General features: G+C 59.5%; 19 protein-coding genes. 9 read left to right on the top strand and 10 right to left on the bottom strand.

Features of this window, described 5'->3' with window-relative positions:
• Positions 1-14: 14 nt before the first annotated feature.
• Positions 15-761 carry a class I SAM-dependent methyltransferase gene (locus T8T98_RS02720; protein WP_251104135.1) on the bottom strand — a complete coding sequence of 249 codons (747 nt, stop codon included), beginning with the start codon at positions 759-761 and terminating at the stop codon, positions 15-17.
• Positions 762-989: 228 nt separating this feature from the next.
• On the bottom strand, positions 990-1,100 hold the full coding sequence (locus T8T98_RS16305; protein WP_407675112.1) for a hypothetical protein: 111 nt from the start codon (positions 1,098-1,100) through the stop codon (positions 990-992).
• Between the two features lie 17 nt (positions 1,101-1,117).
• Here T8T98_RS16305 and T8T98_RS02715 point away from each other — a divergent pair, with 17 nt between their 5' ends.
• Both T8T98_RS02715 and T8T98_RS02710 read left to right on the top strand, forming a co-directional pair.
• Complete coding sequence (locus T8T98_RS02715; RefSeq protein WP_251104136.1) at positions 1,118-1,702, top strand: Nmad3 family putative nucleotide modification protein; 585 nt, start codon at positions 1,118-1,120, stop codon at positions 1,700-1,702.
• On the top strand, positions 1,699-2,262 hold the full coding sequence (locus tag T8T98_RS02710) for an Nmad2 family putative nucleotide modification protein (RefSeq protein WP_251104137.1): 564 nt from the start codon (positions 1,699-1,701) through the stop codon (positions 2,260-2,262). The genes T8T98_RS02715 and T8T98_RS02710 overlap by 4 nt, the downstream gene beginning before the upstream one ends.
• Here the strand turns inward: T8T98_RS02710 and T8T98_RS02705 are convergent.
• The 7 genes from T8T98_RS02705 to T8T98_RS02675 all read right to left on the bottom strand — a co-directional run bounded on the left by T8T98_RS02705 (position 2,259) and on the right by T8T98_RS02675 (position 8,382).
• Positions 2,259-2,852, bottom strand: a complete 594-nt coding sequence (locus tag T8T98_RS02705) for a hypothetical protein (RefSeq protein ID WP_251104138.1) — start codon at positions 2,850-2,852, stop codon at positions 2,259-2,261. The two genes, T8T98_RS02710 and T8T98_RS02705, sit on opposite strands and share 4 nt — an antisense overlap.
• A 26-nt stretch (positions 2,853-2,878) precedes the next feature.
• A complete protein-coding gene (locus tag T8T98_RS02700) occupies positions 2,879-3,145 on the bottom strand; it encodes a hypothetical protein (RefSeq protein ID WP_251104139.1) in 267 nt (88 codons plus the stop codon).
• Positions 3,146-3,170: 25 nt separating this feature from the next.
• The gene (locus tag T8T98_RS02695) at positions 3,171-3,881 is read right to left on the bottom strand and encodes a hypothetical protein (RefSeq protein ID WP_251104140.1); all 711 of its coding nucleotides are present in this window, start codon (positions 3,879-3,881) and stop codon (positions 3,171-3,173) included.
• A complete protein-coding gene (locus T8T98_RS02690) occupies positions 3,878-4,642 on the bottom strand; it encodes a hypothetical protein (protein ID WP_251104141.1) in 765 nt (254 codons plus the stop codon). The genes T8T98_RS02695 and T8T98_RS02690 overlap by 4 nt, the downstream gene beginning before the upstream one ends.
• Positions 4,626-6,407 (bottom strand): hypothetical protein, encoded by a 1,782-nt coding sequence (locus T8T98_RS02685; protein ID WP_251104142.1) that lies wholly within the window; start codon positions 6,405-6,407, stop codon positions 4,626-4,628. The genes T8T98_RS02690 and T8T98_RS02685 overlap by 17 nt, the downstream gene beginning before the upstream one ends.
• Positions 6,408-6,516: 109 nt before the next feature.
• Positions 6,517-6,738: a hypothetical protein gene (locus T8T98_RS02680; protein ID WP_120219631.1), complete on the bottom strand. Its 222-nt coding sequence runs from the start codon at positions 6,736-6,738 to the stop codon at positions 6,517-6,519.
• A 126-nt stretch (positions 6,739-6,864) separates the two neighbouring features.
• The gene (locus tag T8T98_RS02675) at positions 6,865-8,382 is read right to left on the bottom strand and encodes a DNA cytosine methyltransferase (RefSeq protein ID WP_251104143.1); all 1,518 of its coding nucleotides are present in this window, start codon (positions 8,380-8,382) and stop codon (positions 6,865-6,867) included.
• 69 nt (positions 8,383-8,451) lie between these two features.
• On the opposite strand from T8T98_RS02675, the gene T8T98_RS02670 reads away from it, so the two are divergent.
• The 4 genes from T8T98_RS02670 (at position 8,452) to T8T98_RS02655 (ending at position 14,833) form a co-directional block, all read left to right on the top strand.
• Positions 8,452-8,895: a very short patch repair endonuclease gene (locus T8T98_RS02670; protein WP_251104144.1), complete on the top strand. Its 444-nt coding sequence runs from the start codon at positions 8,452-8,454 to the stop codon at positions 8,893-8,895.
• A gap of 464 nt (positions 8,896-9,359) precedes the next feature.
• A complete protein-coding gene (locus tag T8T98_RS02665; RefSeq protein ID WP_251104145.1) occupies positions 9,360-12,734 on the top strand; it encodes a hypothetical protein in 3,375 nt (1,124 codons plus the stop codon).
• Positions 12,735-13,029: 295 nt separating this feature from the next.
• Positions 13,030-13,851, top strand: a complete 822-nt coding sequence (locus T8T98_RS02660; RefSeq protein WP_251104146.1) for an AAA family ATPase — start codon at positions 13,030-13,032, stop codon at positions 13,849-13,851.
• A gap of 34 nt (positions 13,852-13,885) precedes the next feature.
• Entirely contained in the window at positions 13,886-14,833 is a 948-nt protein-coding gene (locus T8T98_RS02655) for a hypothetical protein (protein WP_251104147.1), read from the top strand.
• Between the two features lie 80 nt (positions 14,834-14,913).
• Here T8T98_RS02655 and T8T98_RS02650 read toward each other — a convergent pair whose 3' ends face one another.
• Positions 14,914-15,816, bottom strand: coding sequence for an IS1595 family transposase (locus T8T98_RS02650; protein WP_251104148.1), 903 nt, complete (start codon positions 15,814-15,816; stop codon positions 14,914-14,916).
• A gap of 53 nt (positions 15,817-15,869) precedes the next feature.
• Between T8T98_RS02650 and T8T98_RS02645 the strand changes: the two genes are divergently transcribed.
• The 3 genes from T8T98_RS02645 (at position 15,870) to T8T98_RS02635 (ending at position 22,893) form a co-directional block, all read left to right on the top strand.
• Positions 15,870-16,391 carry an AAA family ATPase gene (locus T8T98_RS02645; protein ID WP_251104149.1) on the top strand — a complete coding sequence of 174 codons (522 nt, stop codon included), beginning with the start codon at positions 15,870-15,872 and terminating at the stop codon, positions 16,389-16,391.
• Positions 16,392-17,762 carry a DUF6414 family protein gene (locus T8T98_RS02640; protein ID WP_322295799.1) on the top strand — a complete coding sequence of 457 codons (1,371 nt, stop codon included), beginning with the start codon at positions 16,392-16,394 and terminating at the stop codon, positions 17,760-17,762.
• Positions 17,763-17,961: 199 nt separating this feature from the next.
• Positions 17,962-22,893: a hypothetical protein gene (locus T8T98_RS02635; protein WP_322295798.1), complete on the top strand. Its 4,932-nt coding sequence runs from the start codon at positions 17,962-17,964 to the stop codon at positions 22,891-22,893.
• Positions 22,894-22,960 lie beyond the last annotated feature (67 nt).

The following is a 22,960-nucleotide window of genomic DNA, read 5'->3' as shown; positions in this document are numbered from 1 at the left end:
TGCTTCTGTAACTTCTACACCTGCGCGACCGGCCAGTTCCTTGCCCATTCAGCAGGAACAGAAAAGGCAACCCCCTCGGCATCATCGGGAGCATAAAGCTCTCGATAGTCAAGGACCAGGAGGCCGGTCTTTCGAAAAAGAAGGAGCCAGTCTTCCATGGTACGATTGAACTCGATTCCTCCGGGATCAAACTCAGCATATGTCCAGTCCGTACAGTTGAGGCCCCTGTACGGCCGGTGGAAGTGCGCCTCGCAAGGACGACCGTCAGAAGGGGTCGCGACCCAAACCATCGGATGGTTCCCAATGAAAGCGAGGGTGCCGCCGGGCCGTAACAACCGGACTGCTTCTGGTATCCAGAGGTCAGGGTCACACCAGATCGCGGCGCCGTACTCAGAAACCGCGAAGTCGAAGAGCGACGCCTCCAGCGGAACGCTTTCGGCACTTGCTTCGATGAAGGCAATCTCCGCACCATGTTGTTTGGCCAGACGACGTGCCGTGGCGAGTTGCTCCGCCGAGATGTCGATGGCGGTAACCCTCGCACCGCGCCGGGTCATCCACCCTGAAACGTATGCCGTGCCGCAACCAAGCTCGATGGCTTTCATCCCTGTCATGTCTGCGGGAAGCAGATTGAGAGATTCATCGGTTTCGCCCCAGAATCCCCAGTTAGGCGGGGAATTCCACTGCCGTTCGCCAATTTCCACCCAGTGTCGGGCGACGCTGTTCCAGTAGTCGCGATTCGTTCTTACGTGGTCCGACGTCAATTTCCTCACCTCCCCGCCACATTCGAAAAGTTCAACGATTTTTAATGAGTCCAATCACGAAAGTCAATAGTATTCAGGTTCATGAATGCGCAGATAACATTCTGGCCATACCAATCAAAACTACTCCTGCACTATACTATAGGAGTGCTTTGACGCGCGGGCGAAGGAAATCAGATACCGCCGTGGCGACCACTACATACCCCAGAAGGACGAGTATTTGAATCAGCATTAATATGAGAGCGAGCGCACAGAACGGATGGAGATCGGTGACGCAGGAGATACGAATTGAGGCAGAATGACCGCAAAGAACGCCATCGCCTTCGGATTGGAAGCCTGTATTGCGAGTCCATTCTTGAATGAATGGCAATCGCTGCCCGATGCATGCCGGTGATCACCTGTGTCACGAGGATCCGATGTTTTTCGATGGACGCTGCCTGTTCGGGCAGTGCGGCGCCGCTCAGTCTCATCTTCGGCGCCAGGGCGTGGGCATTGGCGATGTCTTTCTCTTTTTTGGCCTCTTCGCCGATGAAATGTCTGGTGGACGCCATCATCGCCTCTATGGCTACATGCGCGTGGACAGCATTATCGAGGGCGACGCCTTGCGCTCCAGCCATAACGCGATCCAGGCTGCACCTCGGCCGCATCCGCACACCATGGGCGATTGGAACGCCAACAACTGTCTCTATGTTGGCCCAGGTAGGCTTGCGGCCCACGCTGATCCGCGCCTTCGTCTCACGACCCATGGTGGTCCACTTCGTCTGTGGGATGTGCCGCCATGGTTGGCCAAGACCGGGCTCAGCTATCACGGAAGGGCGGAACGCTGGCACGAAGGTGGCCAATTGGAAATCGTGTCGCGCGGCCAGGAGTTCGTCGCGGATATCGGTGATCGAGAACAACCCCGCCGTTGGCTCGACGACATAATTGGGGTGCTCGAGGGATGACGCGTATCTATCGCTACATCCTCCAGACCGATACCGGAATGGCGCCCTGCATCCATGGTGGGCGTCTCACGCTCGCGACGTGCAAACCCAGGATTCGGTCGAGCGCCAAGCCCGGCGACTGGGTGCTTGGCTTCTACCCGCGCCCTTTCGAGCGGGGGCTTCTCGCTTGGGCTGGCAGAATCGCCCGAAAGGCCGAGATCGGGGACTACGAACGCGAATTCCGTGGCCGTCCCGACGCTGTCTATCGCCAGAGGAAGGACGGGACCTTCAAGCGGTTGCGGCCCGACTATCATCCCGGCGCGACCGAAATTCGCAAGGACCTCTCCGCGCCGGCGCTCATCTTCGACGAGAGGACGACCTGGTATTTCGGTGACGAGCCAGGATCGTTGCCGGATCATCTGCTGCATCTTGCCGCTGGAGGTCAGGGGCATCGCGTAAACGGTGTCCGAGATGGCGATCCTGCCATGTTGCTGGCGTGGCTGGCCGATACGTACCCACCAGGAATTATCGGGAAGCCCAGACACCCGTTTGCGGCTCGGCGATTGTCGCGAAGGTGCTAGAAGACCGCCGCACCCTCCGACTTTCCGAAAAACATGTTCAAGGCCTCAATGATCTGTGGGCGGAGCTTCCATTGAAAGTCAGTGGTCTCGATCAGCTCTCCGGCCACGTCTGGTTCGGTCGCCAATACCATGGTCCACACTGGCGTGCCATCTTCGCGCTTGGGAGGGGCCCATTCCAGTTCCTGCGACAGTTCGTAGCCAAGATTGCCGTAATGAAGGTTGGCAGCCGAATAGTCGGTCCAGCCCGCTGCCTTCGCCAGCTCAGTGGCGGTCATCAAGTATCCCGGCGCGCCGAGATGCGCCTCAAGCATGGCGAGATGGTGTCGAGGCAAGGGCTCGAGGGTCTTCAGGGCGTTGAAATATGCGTTGACGGAAGGGGCACCAGTACTCTGACGAACTGCATTCTCCGCGGTCATGGCGTTATCGATCGCCTGCTGGGCCGAAAGAATGGCTTGTTGCCTGTCAACGCCATGAAAGACATCGCCGACAGTATTCTTTCCGCGAAATATTCTCGCCTGCCATTGATCGTTCACACACGCCGACCGAATGATGTGCCGGCGGTACGTGAGAGATTCCGTTTTCAACGCCACGGCTTGCCTTCCTGATTAGCCTGAGCTTATTTCTCTGCTTCGCAGCCAGAGTTTTCGCGGATGCGCCAGCATTTCGTCTCTGAGTTCTGCTCGACCACCCCTTCAGCTTCCATCAATGCAAGAACGGTCCGGGAAATATGCCCTTCGTGGCCGACGTGCCCTGAATATATGCCGAGCGATCGGCCGATCTGGGCGTTCTTCAAGCCGGATGCGGGCGCTTCGGTCAGCAGCAGGTAGATCGCCTCCCGCAGCTTCGCCATAGCGTCCTGTGCCAGTACATAAGGATATGCCATTTTCCTGCGTCTGCCTTTCGGGTGCCTATTGTGCCTTGGGTTTGAAGCGATCGAATTCCCTGGGAAGCAGGTTCACGATGTGCGCTGCATCCAGATCGAAAAGATTCCAGGTGACATCCAGCTGCTGTCGCACCTTGGCCAGCCGTCGAGGCGTACCGGCCGTCTTGCCGCCCGCTCCTCGCTTCAGCCCGTTCTTGCCATCATCGAAATAGAGTTGACGGGCCGCTCTCTGGAATTCCATGCTGAACATGTCCTGCTGACTTGTCAGCTGTTCGCGTATTTCAGGCAGAACCGAGGGGTGGGCGCACAGCAGGTGATCAGCGGCATCGCCGAGGCTTCCCAGCAGGACCACCGGCATCCGGACCAGATGGCGCTGGGCCTTCTGCCAGTCTCCAGGGCTACTCGGATACCAGCGATGGATTTCCTTTGGCTTCCTGTCGCCTTCAGAATTTTTCGGGAACACAACGTCACGCAGTATAAATGTCAGCCAGGCCCAGATGCCGGCTCTGGGCAGTACATGCGTCCACTCGGAACCCAGTGACTGAAGCACTCGAGCAGCCAACTCTTTCGAAGTCGCGGCAGGGGCATCGCTGATCGATTTGGTACCCGAGACCGGCAGTGCAAATTGCGGATCGACGGGATTGATGGCGCTCTCCGGCAGTTCTCCCTCAAAGATACGCTTGAAGGCGATCAGCCCCATCGGCGTGAATTCGTAGATGGCTGGATATTCTGTCATTCGGCATCTCCCGGCTGAGTTGCCTGAAGCAGCTGGTCTGCCAGGTTGTGACGAGAGCAGAACGAATCCAGAAGACGTTCGATGTAGTTCTGCCTCTCGTCCTTCTCTTCGGGATCGGTCGGCGGATTGTCACCGGGCATGATGGAATCGGCCCATTTCAGCCAGTCCTCGACCCAAGGCAGATCGTCGGAATATTCTCCACGCAGGATTTCCTCGAAGACCTGCTTCACGACGCTGGGAAGCACTGCGCCGACAAAAACGGGATCGTTGCGGGCCCACATCGCGGCATTTGCTATACGCTTGTCCACCTTGACCAACGGATAGTCCGATTCCCGGATTTCGAGCTTCCATGACTGGGGAGCCGTATCATCCGCGAGGAACAGCAGGATGCCTTTGCTGCTTTCCTGCTCCTTGTGGTCATTCTTCTTCAGCGTCCAGTTGTCAGTGCTGGCGAGCAGCAGTCCCATGGCCTTCGTGCCCGGATCGGCTATTCGGAGCTGACAACTCGGCGCGACAAAGCCCTGAGATTGCAGCTCCCGGCTGCTGCTCATCTTGCCAATCGTTCCAAGGTCAACGATCTCGACCCGCTTGTTCTCGACGAGACGCAAGGAAACCCGTGCATTCTGTGGGAATTGCTTGAATGCGTCGGGACTGACCAAGGTCATGGTCACCAGCGGCTTGCCGCCGATCTCGGCCAGCGAGACCCTCACGACCGATTTGCTGAGCTGGCGTCTCCCGGTGAGCCTAATCCGCCGACGCATTGCTCTCGGTCCTTATGCGTATGTCGAGTTCACGGCGAGTGTCGAAGCCTCTGACTTCGATCATGCTGCCGGACACCCAGTCCTGAATTCGCAGACGATTGTCCGTGAAACTGGGCGTGCAGTTTTCCGAAAGGATTTCCAGATCCTCGAACCGGAAATCATACTCGCTCCATGGCGGCTTGCCCGACCCATCCGCATAGGCAACCGTGACATCCGCCAAGGCCGGAAACTTTGTGTAGTCGACATTGGAATTGAGGCGAAAGCCATCTTCAAGTGCGTCTACCGTTACCGCACTTGCATTGGCCGGCGGCGGGTCGACAACAGTGGGAGGATCCGGATTCGGATCCTTCTCGTTGGGCTTCGGCACTTTCTTCTTCGGACTGGACGGGTCCGGCACGGAAAAATATCCCTCCCACACCGAAGTGTCCGGCTCTGCACTTTCTTCGGTCAAGAACTCGCGAAGATTGTCCGGAAGCGATTTGACCAGCCGCTTCACGTGTATTCCATCAAAGCCGGCATCGGCGAGCTTCGTCCGAACCTCCTTGGATTCAAGCAGGTCGAGATGCGCCTTGCCTTCACAGAAATTGAGATATTGAGCCAGCGGCTCCTGATCGATCAGCATGACGAGATCAATGTCAGCGGGCCGCCGGCTGCGAACATCCGGCAGACTCATCCCTTCCCGAAAAAGGCGGTCCAACGGCATCTTGCCATAGGGCGTCGGCGCAGCAACAATCGTCAGGCCGACCTTTGTGGTCTGACCAGACTTGGTCATCGGGAAAGTGAGTTCGAAGGCGATCGTCTCGCCGTTGGCGAGCTTCTCTCGATAGCGTTCTGCATCGGGCAGTTCCCGGTGATCGGCCAACTTTGCCTTGGCATCCGGCAGCTGGATGGCCGACTTTGAACCGGCAAGACCAGCATCGATCATTGCAAGATAACGGCTGGTCCCGCCCTTGACTGGCTTCGACTTGATGTGTTGCGACACACAGGGCGCAACCTGCTTGATTGTATCCTTGTCGAGGCGATCTACACCCACCTCGACGACCAAGGTTCCATTCAGAATTGCCGGAGCGAAATGATCTATCGCAGCGGCAAGAATGCCGTCCTCATCCAGTTCGTCGTGAGGGAACGGGATGACGAGGGAAAGCCCTGTCAGATTGGCATCCTGGGGGTAAGGCGAGAGCCGGAATGCATCGACCAGCGATGCGTGAAAATCAGCTCCATCGTGCAGCCTGTATATCGAGTTTTCTTCGCTTTCGGCAAGATATGCATGAGTGGATTTGAAGTCCGATCCATATTGATCGGCCTTCAGTACAGACATGCCACATGCGGCGAGGGCCTTGTCGTCGAAGCGCCGGGTCAGCCCAATGACGGTGTGCATCTGTGAGGCGATCAGAAAGGTCACCCGCCCAATACCTCTGCCTCCCCGTCCGGTGCCGGTCTTGTTCGAAAGGCCGAAGTTCAGCCAATACCCCCAGAAATCGCCTTTTCGATCCTTCAGATCGCCAAGCAGACCCTTGGTGTTCGAATCCTCGACCAGGATCCATTTGATCCGCTCACTGGCCCAGCCTGTTGGTACAGGCAGGTTGGCTCGTTGACGGTGCTCCATTGCCTGCCTGAGGAAGGCCCCGCGCTTTCCAAGACGATCTTCATGAAAGGAGAAGCGGATCACGACCGGCTTTGTCATGTCGAGCCGGGCATCGAGACTGTTCTGGATGGCCTCTCGGACGAACGTTTCCGAATAGGGATAGTCGACGCGGTCGAACATCTCGCTGTCGAGCCCCTGATTTATAGGCGTGCCTCCGACCGAAGGCCATATCCAGGACCAGCCACTCATGCTTGAACTCCACACTCAGATCTGAAGATGCCGCTCACGCCTACAGCCGGAACTCGCCGCCGCTGCCCTCGCTTTCCTTCGAAAAGCGCGCCTTGGCACCTTCGAGGCCCTTCTGCAGGGCGCCGAAGATCTTTCGGATATCAGCTTCGCTGAATTCATAGGCCGACCTGTTGGACAGATTGCCAATCAGCTGAATGTCCTTCAGCGCCTTGTTGACTCTTGCCTCCGCAAGTTCGACGAACTTTTGACGCTTGTCGCGCATAGAACCTCACATTATCACAATATACTGGAAATGTGTCACGATTCGCGCTTCGCGTCAATCCACCCGATTACATTCCAAAAATATTGCGAGAATGTGCAGAACGTGCGCCGATCGAGGCAGTCGCGCTTATGCAAGCAAGTTCCTGAGAATGTTCGCAATCTGACGAGCAAGGAGTGGTGGAACAGCGTTTCCGACCTGGACAAACTGCTGGGTCCGGTTGCCCTCGAAAAAGTAGTTGTCGGGGAACGTCTGCAAACGTGCCGCCTCCCTGACGGTCAGACTGCGACACTGAGTCGGGTCGGGGTGAATGAAGTAGTGCCCATCCTTGGATATGTGGCTGGTGATGGTGCTGGAGGGCGCGTTCCAGCGCTGCACCCGGAAGCGATCCGCGAACTTGCCTGAGTCCCAATTCCCATGTGCAGGGGCCAGTTGAGCGGGGTATTCATCCGCCTTGGGAGAACGTTCAAAGTGCTCGGCAAACACCGCGGCAAAGGCATATCGCGCGAGGTCGCTTTCCATGTGCCCGCGGGTTTCGTGATTGGGGAGTTCTCGCAGTTCCGGATCACTCAGCCAAGCCCCCAGCCGGTTGTCCGATACCGACGTCATCTGCCTGCTGGACCGCGGCGGAAGCTCCTCGATTTCCTGGAGATCGCGCGCGTGACCGGTCAATGTGTCGGCAACGCGGTTCAGCCAGGTGCCTTCATTGCGGCAGGCGGAGGCGGCCGCTCGATAGGCCGCGATGACAGTCTTGCGCCACGCTTCGGGGCCGTCTTCGGTACGGCTGAGACCGCTGCGAAGTTTCGGCATGCCGGACAGGACCGACGATACCGTCGCCTGAGTGGCGACGGGTTCCAGCGTATGTCCGGAGAGCATCCCGCTGTCGTCACTCGATATTTGGTCGGAGCGAATGCCCAGAAGAATCACGCGGTGGCGGCTCTGGGGTATGCCATAGTCTTCGCACCGAATGATATGGCCGCCGTGGCGCCCCTTGCCACCTGCAACCAGAGGGATGAGCGTGTAGCTGTCGGGACTGCCTCCCGCAGAACGCAGGTCGGACAATACCAGATCGAAGATGCCTTTGCCTTCGACCCTGGAAGACAGCATCCCCTTCACATTCTCCATCACGAAGGCGACCGGCCTCAGCTTCCCGATGATCCGGATATATTCACGATAGAGGAAGTGACGATGATCCTCGGCGGGATCATACCCCTTGATGCCGCGATTGCGGGCGCGACCAACAAGCGAATAGGCTTGGCAGGGAGGCCCCCCGATCAGGATCGCTTCGTTTCCAGCCGCTTCGCGAATTTCGTCAAGCACCGGATCCAGTACGGCTGTCGCCGATTCCGTGCCCAGTTCCAGCGCCATGGTTTCACGAACCGCTGCAGCCCATTCGGCTGCATGTTGCGCGATCAGGTCATCTCTCGAGATCCGGCCGGCAATATAGTCATAATAGGCCTGCGGAATTTCGTCGAACTGCCGAACAAAACTGCGGAGACGTAATGTAGCGAATGCCGAGGACTCTTTCTCGACAGAAAGCGCAATGTCAAAAATTCGGTTTCCCGCTTCATCTCGCAGCGAAGAAAAACCCTCCGCCAGACCTCCCGGCCCCGCAAACAGATCAACAGTCTTGAAACTTCTGGTCATCCGCCCGACAATTCCTTTCATGGTTCAACCACATACCAGGACCGGCCGAACTAGCCAGGTGAATTCGTGATGGCCGACGTTGTCGACCAGGCAACGCGGTCCAGAATGATGGCCGGGATCCAGGGGCGAAACACGAAGCCCGAACTCGTCCTTCGAAAGGCGCTGCATGCAAGGGGCCTGAGATACCGGCTTCACTTCAAGGGACTGCCGGGGAGGCCCGATCTGGTCTTCCCGAAATTTCGGGCAGTCGTGTTCGTCCATGGATGTTTCTGGCATCGTCACGAAGGCTGCCGGTTCACGACCACGCCCGCCACTCGACCGGAGTTCTGGGCGCAGAAATTCGAACAGAATGTACTCAGGGATCAAAGGACGCTTGCCGCTCTCGAGCAGTCCGGATGGCGAACCGCGATCGTGTGGGAATGCGCAATCAAGGAATATGGCAGCGAACAGGTCGGTGACAAGATCAGCCAATGGTTGGCCGAGGGCCACGGATCATTGGTTGTTCCTGATTGACACGCCTAGCCGAGCTCGGGGCCATAGACGGAGAAATCCGAAAACTCCCGGCGCAATCGAAGAAGCGGACGCTGCATCGTTTCCAATGAGGACTGCCGTCAACATAGCGACCGTTCCCGCATGAGTATCGACCCGATTCATCGTTCTGCGAATGGGCGGTTCGGGTCACTTCATGAAGATCCGATTCAGCCAATCGAACAAGCGAAGGAGATGTTGGCGAAGTAACCGTAGGTCAACAACCGCATCGCAATTTGCTAATGGCAGAGTGCTTCGTGTCCAAGGGCAAGGACTTGATGCATTAGGATGGTCAGGGCATTCCCGGAGTTCGAGAACCGGCCGACGAAGGGGGGGAATCATGTCCGATCTTGAAGTTGATGCATAGCGTCCTCACTAACGGGTGGCCGCAGCTCTGCCTGCTGGCCGAAACTATCCGAGGCCTATTCCAACCGGGGCTCGCAAAGCTGGTGCGCCGTATCGTTGCGCGGCACCTGCGCGGCAACCCCGAGTTTCGCACCCATCGCTATCCGCGCCTCATGCGGCTTGCGATGTGGATCGTTCGTCACCCCATCCGCGCGTTGGCGATTGTCGCGCTTCTCTATGCCTTCGCCGTCCTGTCCACCCTTTTCGATCGGTTATCCAGCTTCACGCTCGCCACCGATAAGCAAGCGAGCGTCCGCGATTTCTGGACTGTCAACATCGCCGTACTCGCGGTGCAGGCCGCACTGGTCGGGCTGGTCTTCCCCCTCGTCATCGCCTTTGTAGGGCTGCTCAATCGAGGGCGCGCTTCGTTCGCCTCCCGCCTCACGATCTACATCGAGTCGTCGAGCGCGATCTTCGTCGGCGTAAGCTCGTTGCTGCTGTGTGTAGCGATCGCCGCACAACTCCCGTTCGCCGCGAAGATGGGCGATGCGGGCGCCGCGGTGACACTGCTCAACCTCGCCTGGTTTGCGATCAATGTCGGCGCGCTCGCCTATTTCGTGCTGCGGACGATTGCCTTCCTGCACCCGGAACGACGCGCGCCAATCATGCGAGCCTATGTTGCCAATGTGATCTGGCCGCGCGAGCTGACCGGAACCGTCACCGCCAACCGATGGGCCAATGTCGCTGGCTATGGCTATCTTCCGGCCGGGGACGAGACCGACCCGTTCGCAACGGGCGAGCGCGCCCGCACGTGGTATTCCGCGCTCTGGGACGGCGGTGAGCCTCGTGTCAGTCGCCGTTTGCGTCGGAAGATGCGGCTGGTCGACGTGCGCCTCGCGATACTGGCGCCCATCGTTCGCGCATGGCTGGCGCAGGCGCGCGGGTCGGATGGCGGACAGGTCCACGACTTCGTCATCCCGCTGCAGCCCGGCCAGGACTATGAAGGTGATCAGGTGCTCGCCCGCGCAACGCTTCCACTGGGTCCGGTGGCGCGCTGGGCGGTCCGGGCATCGCTCAGGTTCCGCAGGGCGCCCGCCGAGGACGGCGCCATCAGCGAAACCGGCGCGATCCTGCGCGAGATGATCGCCGACCTCATCGCCCTCATCGATACCCGTCAGGCTGACGAGTTTGCCGATCAGCTCGGCGAGGTGATCGCGTTCCATGCCTTTCTCTATCGGCTCGCGCAGCTCTCCGACGAGGACATCAGCTACGCGCAGCTCGAATCCGGACAGAGCTTGTTCGGCAGGGCACTCGCCGAGGAATGGGCACGCGCCTACCGTGACATGATCCGCCGCGCCGTCGAGCGCCTGCCAGACGAGGCCGAGTTCATGGGCCGGATCGCCCATGCACCTGCCCATATCTACAGGCGCGTGGCAAGCGAGGTGACGCCCAAGGCGCTGCAGCCGATACTGTGGATGGCGCAGAGCATTGCCTACCGACTGATCGACTGGGCGCTGGGAGAGCATCGCGCGGAAACGCCGCCCGGCGCGGGCGGCAAGCGTGCCTACGCGCTGTCGCGCCAAGAGGAGACTTATGCGCGTGCTTGGCGTGAACTGGTCGCTGGTTGGGAACGCCTGCTCCAGGTCATCGCTGCGGCGCCAGACCGGCGCGAACGCGGGGGTCGGAAATGGGACGACCTCACGCGTATTGCGGAAAGTGTAGGCGCGCATCTGCAGGCCACGACGCAAATGACAGCGCGCGCCGTCTGGCTGGGCGATACGCTCGCGACAAGCTGGACCTGCGACCTGATGCTTCACTGGCGGATACAGGCCGAGCGCGCGTGGGACACGCGCGGCGCCTATTGGCGCGTGCGGTCCGAGGGGCTGACGCTCGAAACGCTGGAACTTGATTGGTCACGGGTCGAGGACTTACCGCTGACGCAGAGCGGCGACACTCTTGCCGCGCCAGTGGTGTTCGGCGCGATCATGCACAATGCCTGGCGCGATCATGTCGTCGTCCTCGCCAGCCTGTTCATCCATTGGGCGATCCATGCCGGGGCCGCAGAAACAGCGACGCGGGCTGCACGCATGTTGCTGCATGGCGAACCGCACGATCGCGGCGACGCCGGCGTTCATGACGATGGAGGCATGTCAGGCGCGGACATCCTGATATCAGCGCTCAGGATCACAGGGTCGGGCGAGCGTTTCGCTGAACACAGTTATGCCGGACGCATGGACCATCTACTCGAAGGTCTCGGCCAGCTCGGGGATTCGCCTTGGGTTTCGATGCGTATATACAGCTCGAGCGGCGGTCTCTCCTTCGAGGCGTTGCCGGAAGCGCAGGCGATCGCGATCATGGCGACGACGCAGGGATCACAGGCGATCGACGGCGATCTACGCCGCCTTCTTACCCTATCCGACGACGAGGCGCTGCGGCGCCGGGAGAGCTATCTCAGGTCCTTGATAGCCGCGTTCGAAGGGATCGACGCCGACAGGCATGGAAATTTGCTAGGCGCATTGGTCGGTCCGGACGATGGGCCGGCGTTCGACGTGCGGCGCGACCACGCCCGACAGCTTGTCGAACAGTCGCTCGGCGTGCTGACCGGCCATCGCGACCAAGCCATAGTTGACGCGCAGATCGATCCTGCGCGCGTCGGCGCGGTGGCCGCCGCCGCGGGCTCCCAAGCATTCACGCCAACCGCATTCCCCCGCCATTTGTTCGCGGAGATCGTGCCGACGACTGCCGTTTTAACCAATTTCACGCTACGCGCTGGCGGCCTCAGCAAAGGCGCCTATACCGACCCTCCAATGGCGCAGGCGGTCGTCAACGAAGAGGAATGGTGGCGAGACGCCATGTCGGGCCAGGTTGCGGCCGTGGTCTGGTGGGATGTCGTGTGCAAGGCGGACTTTCAGGAGATTGAAGGTCGAACGGCGGACGAGTTCTGGAACGCGGTGCGCGACGGCAGCGCCCGGATTCGGGAGGCCGGCCATGATCCGCTTCTGGTGATCGGCAATGTGACCGACCCTCAATGGCTGCTCGACTGGCTCTGGCCGCATCGCCAGGGCAGTGCGCCCAAGCCGGCGGACTTGGTCATCACGCGCGAGGAAGGCCAAGTCGAAGGCTACGAGTTCACAATGAACGACACGCCAGTCTATCGGGCGCAGACCGCCTACGGCGCGGCTTATCTGCTCCCCGCTCAGTTGCTGCGCCGGCTGCGCTACCATGACTATGGCGACGGCCTGCCGGTTTCGCTCCGGTTCGAGCCGGATGCTGAGAATCCCTGGCGCGGCACCATGCACGCGAGCTTCCAGCGCGAGGTCGAATTGGGCGACGTTGAGGCCTATCGAATACGGTGGACGGATGCACTCGACCCATCAAGATCTGGTAATGGCACGCAGATGGCTAATACTCCGGAGACGCTACCCACTCGCAGCAGAAGAACGTCGAAGGAATCACGGGGTCGTGATGCCACTGGATGATCAATAATAGCCGTAGATGCTGTTCCATTACATCACAAGTAGAACAAAGACGCACGGATGTCCGCCTTTTTCGGGCTTCTAGATTGATCCTCCGACGACCGAATGGGCGCGTGACTGCCGGCAGCCCGAGCCAACATAGCTGTCGTTCCCCAACTGCAATGGAGCTGTCAAAACCTGACCTACATTCACTTTTGGCCAAAGACGGTAATAGATCAAGCACTGCCAGCAGCTCGTCTTCAATCAGAAAGCTTGTACAGGCTTCCACCGAATTCAGCGTGAGTGTAGGTTGGGTTGTATGAGCCGAGCTGATAGCGCCGAAATCAAGGGCGACCTTTTCCGTGTCATCCATATCGACGAAGAGTCCGGGACAGTTTTCGTCAGGTACGCCGATGGAAGAACGGCTCGTCTGACCAATATCGAACTAGGTACATTGGAGAAGAATGACGTTATTCTGTCCAATAACGAAGGCTGGGTAATCGTCCCTGAAGAGGTCTGGCCTCGGTCTCTTCTCACCTCAGTTGTCAGAACGATTCTGGATGACGGAACCATCCTCGGAGAGTCCGGGAACGCCCTTCTGGTCTTAGGAAATCCGAGCAATTTGGAGGTGAAGCCGGACTTTACCGTCGAAATCGATAGTTCGACGTCAGCAATCAACCGCGTGGTTGCACAGGAGCCACTCCGGGTACGTCAACACCCCGCAGACGAACAAATTTCGCCAGGTTCATTTTTGGTCCGGCCTCAAAGTGATGGTTTGACGTTCGATGATTTTGGCGGGTACCGAGATGTGGTCATTCGAGCAAAGGAACTCATTGAGACCCAGCTCGAACGTCATGCCGAACTCGAAGCCATTGGAGCTCGTCCCGTCAAGGGCATACTTTTCACAGGCCCCCCTGGAACCGGGAAAACACATCTGGCGCGGATCATCGCGAATCAAGCTGGTGCGAATTTTTACGACATAAGCGGTCCATCGATCGTCAGCAAATGGGTTGGAGATACCGAAGATTTGGGGGTGTATCCCCTTAGCATACGTGAATCGGCGGTTCACTCTGTGTTAGAGCCGAAGGCTCTAAATCGGGACAGAACGTGCGCCACACCTTTGACTCTTGCGACCTCCTAGCGATAGCTAACGCTTCCAAAGTATCGGGGGCGTCATGGAAGTTCGAGTTCCGGCACAATTCACCTACCATTTCGAAGGTCGCGCCAGCATCAGCGAAGTCGCCAAGGCTCTTGTCGCCCAAGAGAAGCTTTTTGGCGAAGCGATACTTGTCCTTGAGGCCTGCTTTCCGCAGATTGATGTGGAACCGGTGGCGGTCGTGGTCCGCCACATCAGCCAAGACAGCCCTTTACGATACCGCATCGAAGGGATGCTTCTTGCTGCGGTCCAAGAAGGACTGATCGCCGATATGCCAGTGGATCTCATCCAATCCGTTTTCGGCTACGACGTCCATGATTCATACGACTCGTTCGTGAGCGTCTTGATCTTGATTATTGGCCTTTGGGGCGCAGAGAAGGTTATCCAGCGTCTCAAGCGCGCCAAGGAGGACTTTGACGAGCGTAAGCTCGAAGCGCGCGAGCAAGCTCTTGCAAAGGAGCGACACAAGCTGACTGAGGAGGCCGCGCGCCGCGTTAACATTCCAGAGGATCAGTTAACCGAAGCGATGACCGCAGTATTGACTAAGCGGCCTGCCACGATTGGCAACCAGGCGATGGATTTTTTGAACCCCGCCCGGCGGCACAAAGCCAACTCGCTTAGCACTGCCGGCGGTGAGCAAATTGGAAAGGAGGCGCTGGAAGCCCTCCCTTCCGACGTTGAGATTGCTCAGGCGAAGCCGCCGACGCAAACCGAACCTCACGAGGGTGTCACGGTGAAGTTTTTTGCGCATGATCGGGAGAACCCGAAAAAGTGGGCCGCCTCGATCGCGGAGGTCGCGGAAGGCCGAAAAGCCCTGCATCTTGCGCCGGACATCGACGCCGAAAAATTATTCACACGTGACAAGGTGAAGGCCGACGTGCTGGTTACCTCTGTTTTAGACGCGGAGGGCGACTATCAGCCTAGCGTCTACTATCTAGCGAGGGTCTATGACGAACAACCTGCGTAAGGCTCTAAAGGAAGGCAAGCTCGACCAGTTCATCGCCGAACACAAAGGCGAGACTGGCGATCAAGTCGAGTTAGAGCGGGTTATCCGTTCAATGGCCGGAACGTCGAAAGAAGCTCCGGAAGCATCGTCTCCGGACGATTCCGACGATTGAAGCGATATTCAAACTCTTTGACGTAGCTATTCAGGTGCTTGGGGCTCACGCTGGTATGCGTGCCGTTGATCGAGCATTTCAGGTGCCGCCAAAAGTTCTCGATGCCGTTCACTGAAACCGTGTCGCCAAGCCGCCAATCGTAATAGGCATATTCTTCCGCACTGTGGTTCACGCGGGCATGGCGATAGCCGTGATCGGCAAGGTTCGCATAGCTGCGCAGTTCGTCAGTATGGACGTTGCCGCCGATCTGGACGTTCGTCGTAATAAACGGCTCCAGAGTGGCGCGGCGCTGGTTCTTGACGACTTGGACAACAATCTCGCCGTTGCGCTCCAGAGCGCCCACTACAACCGTCTTAGCGGCGCTGCCGCGATTGTGCTTGCCCTTCTTCACGCCGCCCATGAGTGTTTCGTCAATCTCTACGCTGGTGCCCGGCCCGCCAATCGGACGGTCGCCGTCAACATCGGCCATGTGTTCGCGGATCAGCTTCGCCATGCGCCATGCCGTCTTGTAGGTGACGCCTAGCTGGCGCTCCAATTCCTTGCCCGAAACGCCGTAGCGCGTCGTGGTGAAGAGGTGAATGGCATAGAACCAGAGTTGCAGGGGCGTCCGCGTCTTTTCGAACGGAGTGCCCACAGTCGGGTGCAGGTGATGCCCGCACCACTGGCAGGAATAGGCTCGCTCCGCCTTGATGCGATACCAGTTGGAAGGGCGCTCGCATGACGGGCAAGTGAAGCCCTGCCCAAAGCGAACCTCAAAGAGATGCTGGAGACAGGTTTCGTCGTCCGGAAACTTGCGGAAGAAGGCGGCGGTTGTGAGGGGCTTCGTGGTCATGCCCCATTATATACACTAATGGTCTACGTATGGCAAGGGGATAAACCCAAGATTTGCTCCGTAAAATCTTCGATCACGCAAAAAACTCGGACTCGGGAAAGTCGATCATTTTCTTTGACGAGATAGACAGTATTGCGGAAAGCCGAACAGGAGACTCCCACGAAGCATCCCGTCGACTTGTAGCGCAGTTTCTGACTCTGATGGATGGTTTCGATTCCAGCAAAAATGCGACGGTCGTCATAGCCGACACAAACAGAGCCGACGCTCTCGACCCAGCCCTCACCCGGCCTGGCCGCTTCGACTGGGAGATCGAGTTTGGACTTCCAACCATTCTGGATCGTCTTGAAATTCTTCGAATCGGCGCCCGTAGAATCCAATGCTCGGAAGACCTCCCCCTCGTCGATATCGCTATAAGGTCGCACGATTGGTCGGCTGCTCGCCTGACGTCAATCTGGACGGAAGCCGCCATGATCGCCGCATCAGATAGACGCTCGCGGATCGCTGGCGAAGATATGGCCCAAGCTTACGAACGCGTTGCGCGCCGACCCGATCGAAAAATGGAAAGCCGGTCGTAGATGATTAGTTTCAAGCGTAAATTCCCCTGGATAGGGCGTAAAAACGTTGAACTTGGCAAAGGTCCGGAAGAAGCATCGGAACCTTTGAGAGAGTTTGTTTACCTGGACGAAGTCAGCCTTGGTAGTCTTTTAGCTTCGCAGAAAGGCGAGATCACCGAGAACATCACGTCGCAGATGGGAAATGATAAAATCTCAGACACCGGCGGAAAAATTTCAACAAACAGCCCGGTTTTACCTTCTGCCGAGATCAGCTCCCGATTTCAAACCACTAATAGCAGTGCCCTGCAAACACTGCGGAAGGCTACTGCTCAATCGCTTTTCCGCGAACTGCATAAGCTGCCCAAGCTCCGGAAAATACAGCCGATAGAAGCTATCGAAGTGGCAGACTCACTCGAGGATCTATTTTCGGGTAAATTCTCCAAGGCAATTCACAATGCTGGAGATTTGGCGAGAGGCGATCTGGTCGAGTTCAAGGTCAAATTGTCGGCGTCGTGGATCTTTCAGATCAGCTCCATGATAGCTGAGTTTTTCGAAATGTTTGATGAAAGTCCAATGCTTTTCATGGATCACGTTAAATTTAAGGATCTGTATCAAGCTAAGAATGCCAATAAAATAGTCAGTAAGCTACTGGCTGGCCTAATACCGGTAGACGGAGTAGTATCAGACTATCTGGTAATTGAGCGCGGTGCAGAAAAATTTATAGTTCACAAGGGTGTCGCCGGAAACTTGAACGGTGATTTTTCACTCTTGAGAATCGTTGGCGTTACAGAGCATCTAGGCTACTGGAAAGATATTCGCAGAATATTGTTCGCCGACAACGAGTTCACTATATTATGCAGGCTATCAAAGAATGGCATTCAAAACGATTGGAACCCGATAAAGGTCGCAGATATTTTCAAGGAGCTGGCTCCAGATTTAGCCAAGCAGATCGAGGTCGCCAGCCGGACTGCGATGTTGCAATCGACCAGCGGTCGAAGTGAAGAAAGCATGGACCCAGCAACCGCAAAGCTGACTTTTGCCTTGGCCAAGTACCAGGATAAGTTGCTTGGGCAAATCGATCATGGCCTCACCAGTGACCAGCTCTCCGAGTTGGATCGGGCGATCGCCAGCCTTGCTGTCGACGGTTTTACCGCTGAGGGGCAAAGGTCGGCGTTCGCATCCGTCAGGGCGATGATCGAAGACCGCACTGGTCTGACAATCGAGTCGTCCGCCGATTTGGAACTGCGTGAGAACATTCGAAACAGCTTGGAAATCCCACTGTTCCCGCAGCCATCTCAAGAGAGGCGACACTTGACTGGACCGGATAATCTTGAAGCCCAAATGGAAGAAGCAAACCTTCTCGACGTCGAAGTGGTCGCAATATACTGGTGAGTTCGTGGAAGGCAGCTTTGCGACAACGCGCTGCAGAATGGAATTTTCTGCGACCAAAAATTCGATGTCTCGAAATCCTGATCTAGGTTCGTATAACGGAAAAGGGCAAACACTTACCTAGATCGAAGCCGGGACCTAATCAGAACTGCTTTTGTTCTGACGAAATAATGGGCGACGCTATATCAATAGAGGAACGCAATTGACCAGCGAAGCGGCCCCCGCACCTAAAAAGAGCGCGGGTGGGCGGGCAACCGAAGCCGGAATGGACTTCCAAGCCGAGGTCGGCACTTGGCTCGCTGCGCATCTACTCGCGCGCGTGCCGGTCGGCGGGCGCTTCGGTCTCGCAAATGTGCCGCTGCCGACCACAATCCAGCTCGAAACCGGCGACGGGCTCGACGACATCCGGCTGGATCAGGATGACGCCAGCCGCATCGACCTCCAGAGTAAGACTAGCGCGGGTCTTGCGAAAAGCCCCAAGAGTCCACTGGGCAAGACGATCAGCCAGCTAGCGCGGCTGATGATCGATGCCCGCGATGCCGGGACCGCGATCGATCCGGTCAAGGCGCGTGCGGTACTGGCGGTGGCTGCCGACGCACCGCGGTCGCTCGACGCGCTCGAACGCGGGTGCCGCGCGTTCGACCTCGGCGGAACCTGGACCACGACCAAGGCCGGGCGGTCGTTGGCCGAGCGCGACGCACTCGACCTGTTCGAAACCCATGCTCGGCGCGCGTGGGCGATGCTTTCCGCGACGCCGCCGACCGACGACGATCTGGCGATGATGGCGCGCCTGTTCCGCGTCGTGCGCTTCTCGATGAACGAGGGCGAAAACAATTGGCGCGAAGCATCGCGGCTCATTGGCGGCCGGCTCTACGGGTCGGAAGCCGCCGGCGACGCGCCGCTGCGCGATCTCAAGTCCATCATCCGCGGCATGATCGGCAGCGGCGCGCCCGCGGACCGGGCCGGATTGCTGCGCGAGCTTCGTCGGCTGGGCCATAATGACGTCGGCGCGGCGGACTATACGGCCGATCTTGGCCGCTTGTCGGCGGCAACCGACGATGAGCTTGCGCGGCTCGCCGGTCACACCCGCCTGCCGATTGCCGGCGGCATCCCGATCGCGCGGGCGAGTGATGGTCCGCTCAGCGCGGCAGTCGACTCCGGCGCGCTCATCGTTATCGGCGAACCTGGTGCTGGCAAGACCGGGGCGCTGGTCGCGCTGGCGCAGGCGCGCCGTGCGGCCGGCGATACGGTCGTGTTTCTGTCGGTCGATCGCTTTCCGGGTGTCGCCATCGCCGCCGATCTTCAGTCCGAGCTGGGACTGGAGCATCCACTGGTCGAGGTGCTGGACGCGGCTCCCGGTTCGGGCGCCAAGCTCCTCATTATCGATGCCCTCGACGCCGCGCGCGGCGGACCCGCCGAAGGCGTGTTCGCGCAGTTGATCGAAACCCTTCGCGCCTCGGGCACGGACTGGGCCGTCATTGCGTCGATCCGCACGTTCGACCTGCGCAATGGGCGCCGGTTTCGTGACGCCATGCCGGGATCGCCGCCCGATCCGGCCTTTGCCGAACCCGGTCTGGGCAATGTTCGGCACTTTCAGGTGCCGCGCCTCGCGGACGAGGATCTCGATGCGGCCGGTGGCGCCGCCGCCGATCTCGGGAGCCTGCTTGGCGCCGCGCCCGTCAAGCTGCGCGATCTGCTCCGCAATGTCTTCAACCTTTCGCTCGCCGCGCAATTGCTCGCCGATGGCGCTAGCCCCGACAGTATCCGCACCGTCGCCACGCAGTCCGACCTGATCGATGCCTATGAAGATCGCCGGCTTGCCGGCACCACCCTGCATGCGGCCGCGGCGGCGACGGTCGGCACGATGGTCAGCCGGCGCCGGCTCGCCGTGCGCAAGGTCGTCGTCGGGCACGATCAGCTCGACGCCGTGATCCAGACCGGCGTGCTCACCGATACCGGCGACCTTGTCAGCTTCGCCCACCATGTCCTGTTCGACCATGTCGCCGGCCGCTTCTTCCTCGAATGGGACGATCCAGCTCGTCTGATCGGACAGCTCGGCGGCGACAGCTCGATCGCGCTGATGCTTGCGCCGGCCCTGCGCTTTGCGATCGAGCGGCTGTGGCGCCAGGATGCCGATGGCAAAGCGCAGGTCTGGCGGCTCGTCGCCGACATCTATGCCGATCCTGCAGTCGATCCGGTGCTCGCCAACGTCGCCCTGCGGACAGCGATCGATCGCGTCGCGACGGCCGCCGATATTGCGGGGCTGGTAGCCTTGATTGCGGAGCGCCCGACCGACGAAGCGCTGGCGACGATGCTGTCCAGGCTCGCCCGGTTTGTCGGGCTTGCGGTCGACTTGGCCGGTAGCGTGGTGGCAAGCGAGGCGATCGCTTGGGCACACATCGCCGATGCGGCAATCGCCACCGGATCGCGCGATCTGTCTGATGCGACGCGCTTCCTGCTCCATACGCTGTTCGAAAAGGCCGACCTCGCCGAAACCGAGTTGCTTGAGGTGTTCGGGCGCGCGTCGCGGGCGCTGCTCGCCTTTGCCTGGGCGGCCGATCCGCCGATGCAGCAGACTTCGACCAGTGCGATCCGTTTTGTCGGGAAAAGCTTCGCCTCCGATCCCCCCGCATCGCGCGCGTTGCTCGACCGAATTCTGCGCGAACCGCATTTCTCGGCCAATGCCGATCGCGAAGCCCGCTGGCTCTCCGAACAGATCATTCCAATCGCTCGGACCGATCCCGACTTCGCGATCGAAATATACCGCATGCTCTATTCGTCCAACATAACCGACGACAGTACCTCCCACTTCGGCGGGCAGGTGAGCCGCATCATGCCGCTCTCGTCGAACCGCCGGCAGGATTATCAGAGCTGTCGCTATGATCTCGGCCGGCGCGTAACCCGGCTGCTGGAACTGTCGGTGTCGCTCGGCACGCGTGCAATCGTCGAAGCGGCGCTCGGCGACACCGACCGTGCGATGCCGCTCGGCGATGATCGCGAACGGGTGGCGATCGAAGACCGCGCGCCATTCGATCTTTTGGGCCGCGACTATACGTTTGACGCGTGGGACGACCCTGAGGGCCGTCACGGCACCCAAGACGACGACGTTCTGGCGCACCTGGTCGCACACCTGCGGGGCTGCGCGCCCGAGGCGTTCGCCACGACGGTCGAGGCGGCCGCGAGCGATTATGCGGGACCGGCCATATGGACGCGGATCTTGGGCGTTGGCGCCGAGCGCGTGGATGAGGTCGGCGACCTGCTTTGGCCGTTCGCCAGCAACGTCACGATCCTGGCGCACGAAGACATCGTCCGCGAAGCGGTGCGGTTCTTGGCGGCGGTCTATCGCTCGCGCACTCTAGATGAGCGTGCGGCGTTCGAAGCGCAAGCGCTGCGATCTGATCTTTTCAGCGACGAGGACGAGCAACGCTGGTGGCGGCGCACGCTGAGCCGCTGGCTGTCGCTGGTCGATGCGGAAGCGATTGCCACCGAGGCAATGCGCGCCTTCCGCGATGAACTGGACGCGGCTGGAGACCTCGCCGGTAATCCGCCGACCCGGTCGATGACGGTAAGCTGGGGATCCTCGCGCGGTATCACGCGCAGCCTGCTCGCGGGCGAAGGCGTCGACGTCGACGAGGGGATCGACGCGCAGATGCTAGCCCTATCCGAGGCGCTTTACGAGAAGGTGCAGGCGACCCCGTCCGCCAGTGAAGGTGCCGCGTTCGCAGAGCTGTGGGCTGCGGCTGTCGAGACGCTCGCATTCTGGGATGCCAATGCCGCTGCTCTGGACGCCAAGGTCGAGCAACCGGTTTGGGGGCATATCAGCAATGCGGTCGAGCGCATCGCGGGCGCGGCGGCCTACGCGCCGGGCGTCGACGGCATGCCGTCGATGGAGCAGCTACTCGCCGTGCTCCGCCGTTTGTGGGCGAGCCGCTTTCCGGAGACCAAGGAGAGTGGCGACGAGAATTCGAGCCTGAGCTGGGGCAATTGGGAAGTCCGCGTCTATGCGGCCGACGCCTATGTCTCGCTCGCCGATCGCTTTGGCGAAGCCCATGGCGAGATCGTCGAGATGTTCGACGCGATCCTCGCCGACCCCGTGCCGCAGGTCCGTTTGCAGGCCGCGCAGAGCCTACAAGTGTTGAGCCGTATCGCACTTCCGAAGATGTGGGAGCTGGCCGAGCGTATTGCCCGCGACGAGCCGCACACCGGCGTTCTGAGTTCTTTCCTGCACTACGTCATTCCGCGCTTCACCTGGCACGATGTCGAGAAGTGCAAGTCGATCATCGAGATCGTTCGCGCCCGTCGCGAGACGATCGAGCGCGACGACAAGCCGGGGCGCGACAAGGTCGCCGAGCAGCTCGGCGGCGTGACCGCGCAACTCTGGTGTTGGCAGGAAGAGACGGCCGCGCTTGATTGGCTGACCGCTTGGGCCGCCGATCCGAGCGCGCATCGCGAATATTTCACCTCGTTCCTGTCGATGCTGCGCGGCGCGTTCTTTACCCGCTATGCGAGTGACGAGAAACGCGATGTGGGTCTGTCCGATCGGTCGCAGCAGGCAGCCATGATCATATTAGAGGCCTGTTCGGCTGCAGCGGCCGCCAGCCATGCCGCCGTGACGCAGGGTCAGGTCGAGGACGACGCGCGCGATACTGCCGTTGCGACCTATCGAGCCGCAGAGTCGATCATCGGGCATCTGATGAACCAGCTCTATTTCGGCTCGGGTGCGCATACCGACAATCGCGAAGCCGCGGTGGGTCTGATGTCGGCGGAAACGATGCGGCAGTTCCTCGACGACTATCGCCCAATGTTGGCACTTTTGGAGGCATCGCATGAGCCGTCGACGCACCACCACCTTGTCGAACTCTATGAATTCTTGATCCCGGGTGATCCCGCCGGTGTATTTGACGCGCTGCATGCGTTGTTGACCGGGTCGGCGGCGCGCGAAGGCTATCATCACGAAAGCCTGGCGGCTCCAGTCATCGTGCGGATGGTGACTCGCTATATCGCCGATCATCGCTCGATCTTCGAGGACGACAATCGCCGTGCCGCGCTTGTCGAAATCCTACGCCTGTTCTCCGACGTCGGCTGGTCCGACGCGTTGAGGCTCCTCTACGACCTGCCCGATCTGCTGCGCTGACAGCGATCCGACCGTTCCAAGGGAAACGTGCTTATGTGGTAGGACCTCGTGACATCCCAGTTGGCGC

Origin of the sequence: Pelagerythrobacter marinus (assembly GCF_034375205.1) — a bacterium.
Lineage (GTDB): Bacteria > Pseudomonadota > Alphaproteobacteria > Sphingomonadales > Sphingomonadaceae > Pelagerythrobacter > Pelagerythrobacter marinus.
The sequence above is the reverse complement of the archived record's forward strand: the minus strand, read 5'-3'. Positions and strand labels throughout refer to the sequence as shown.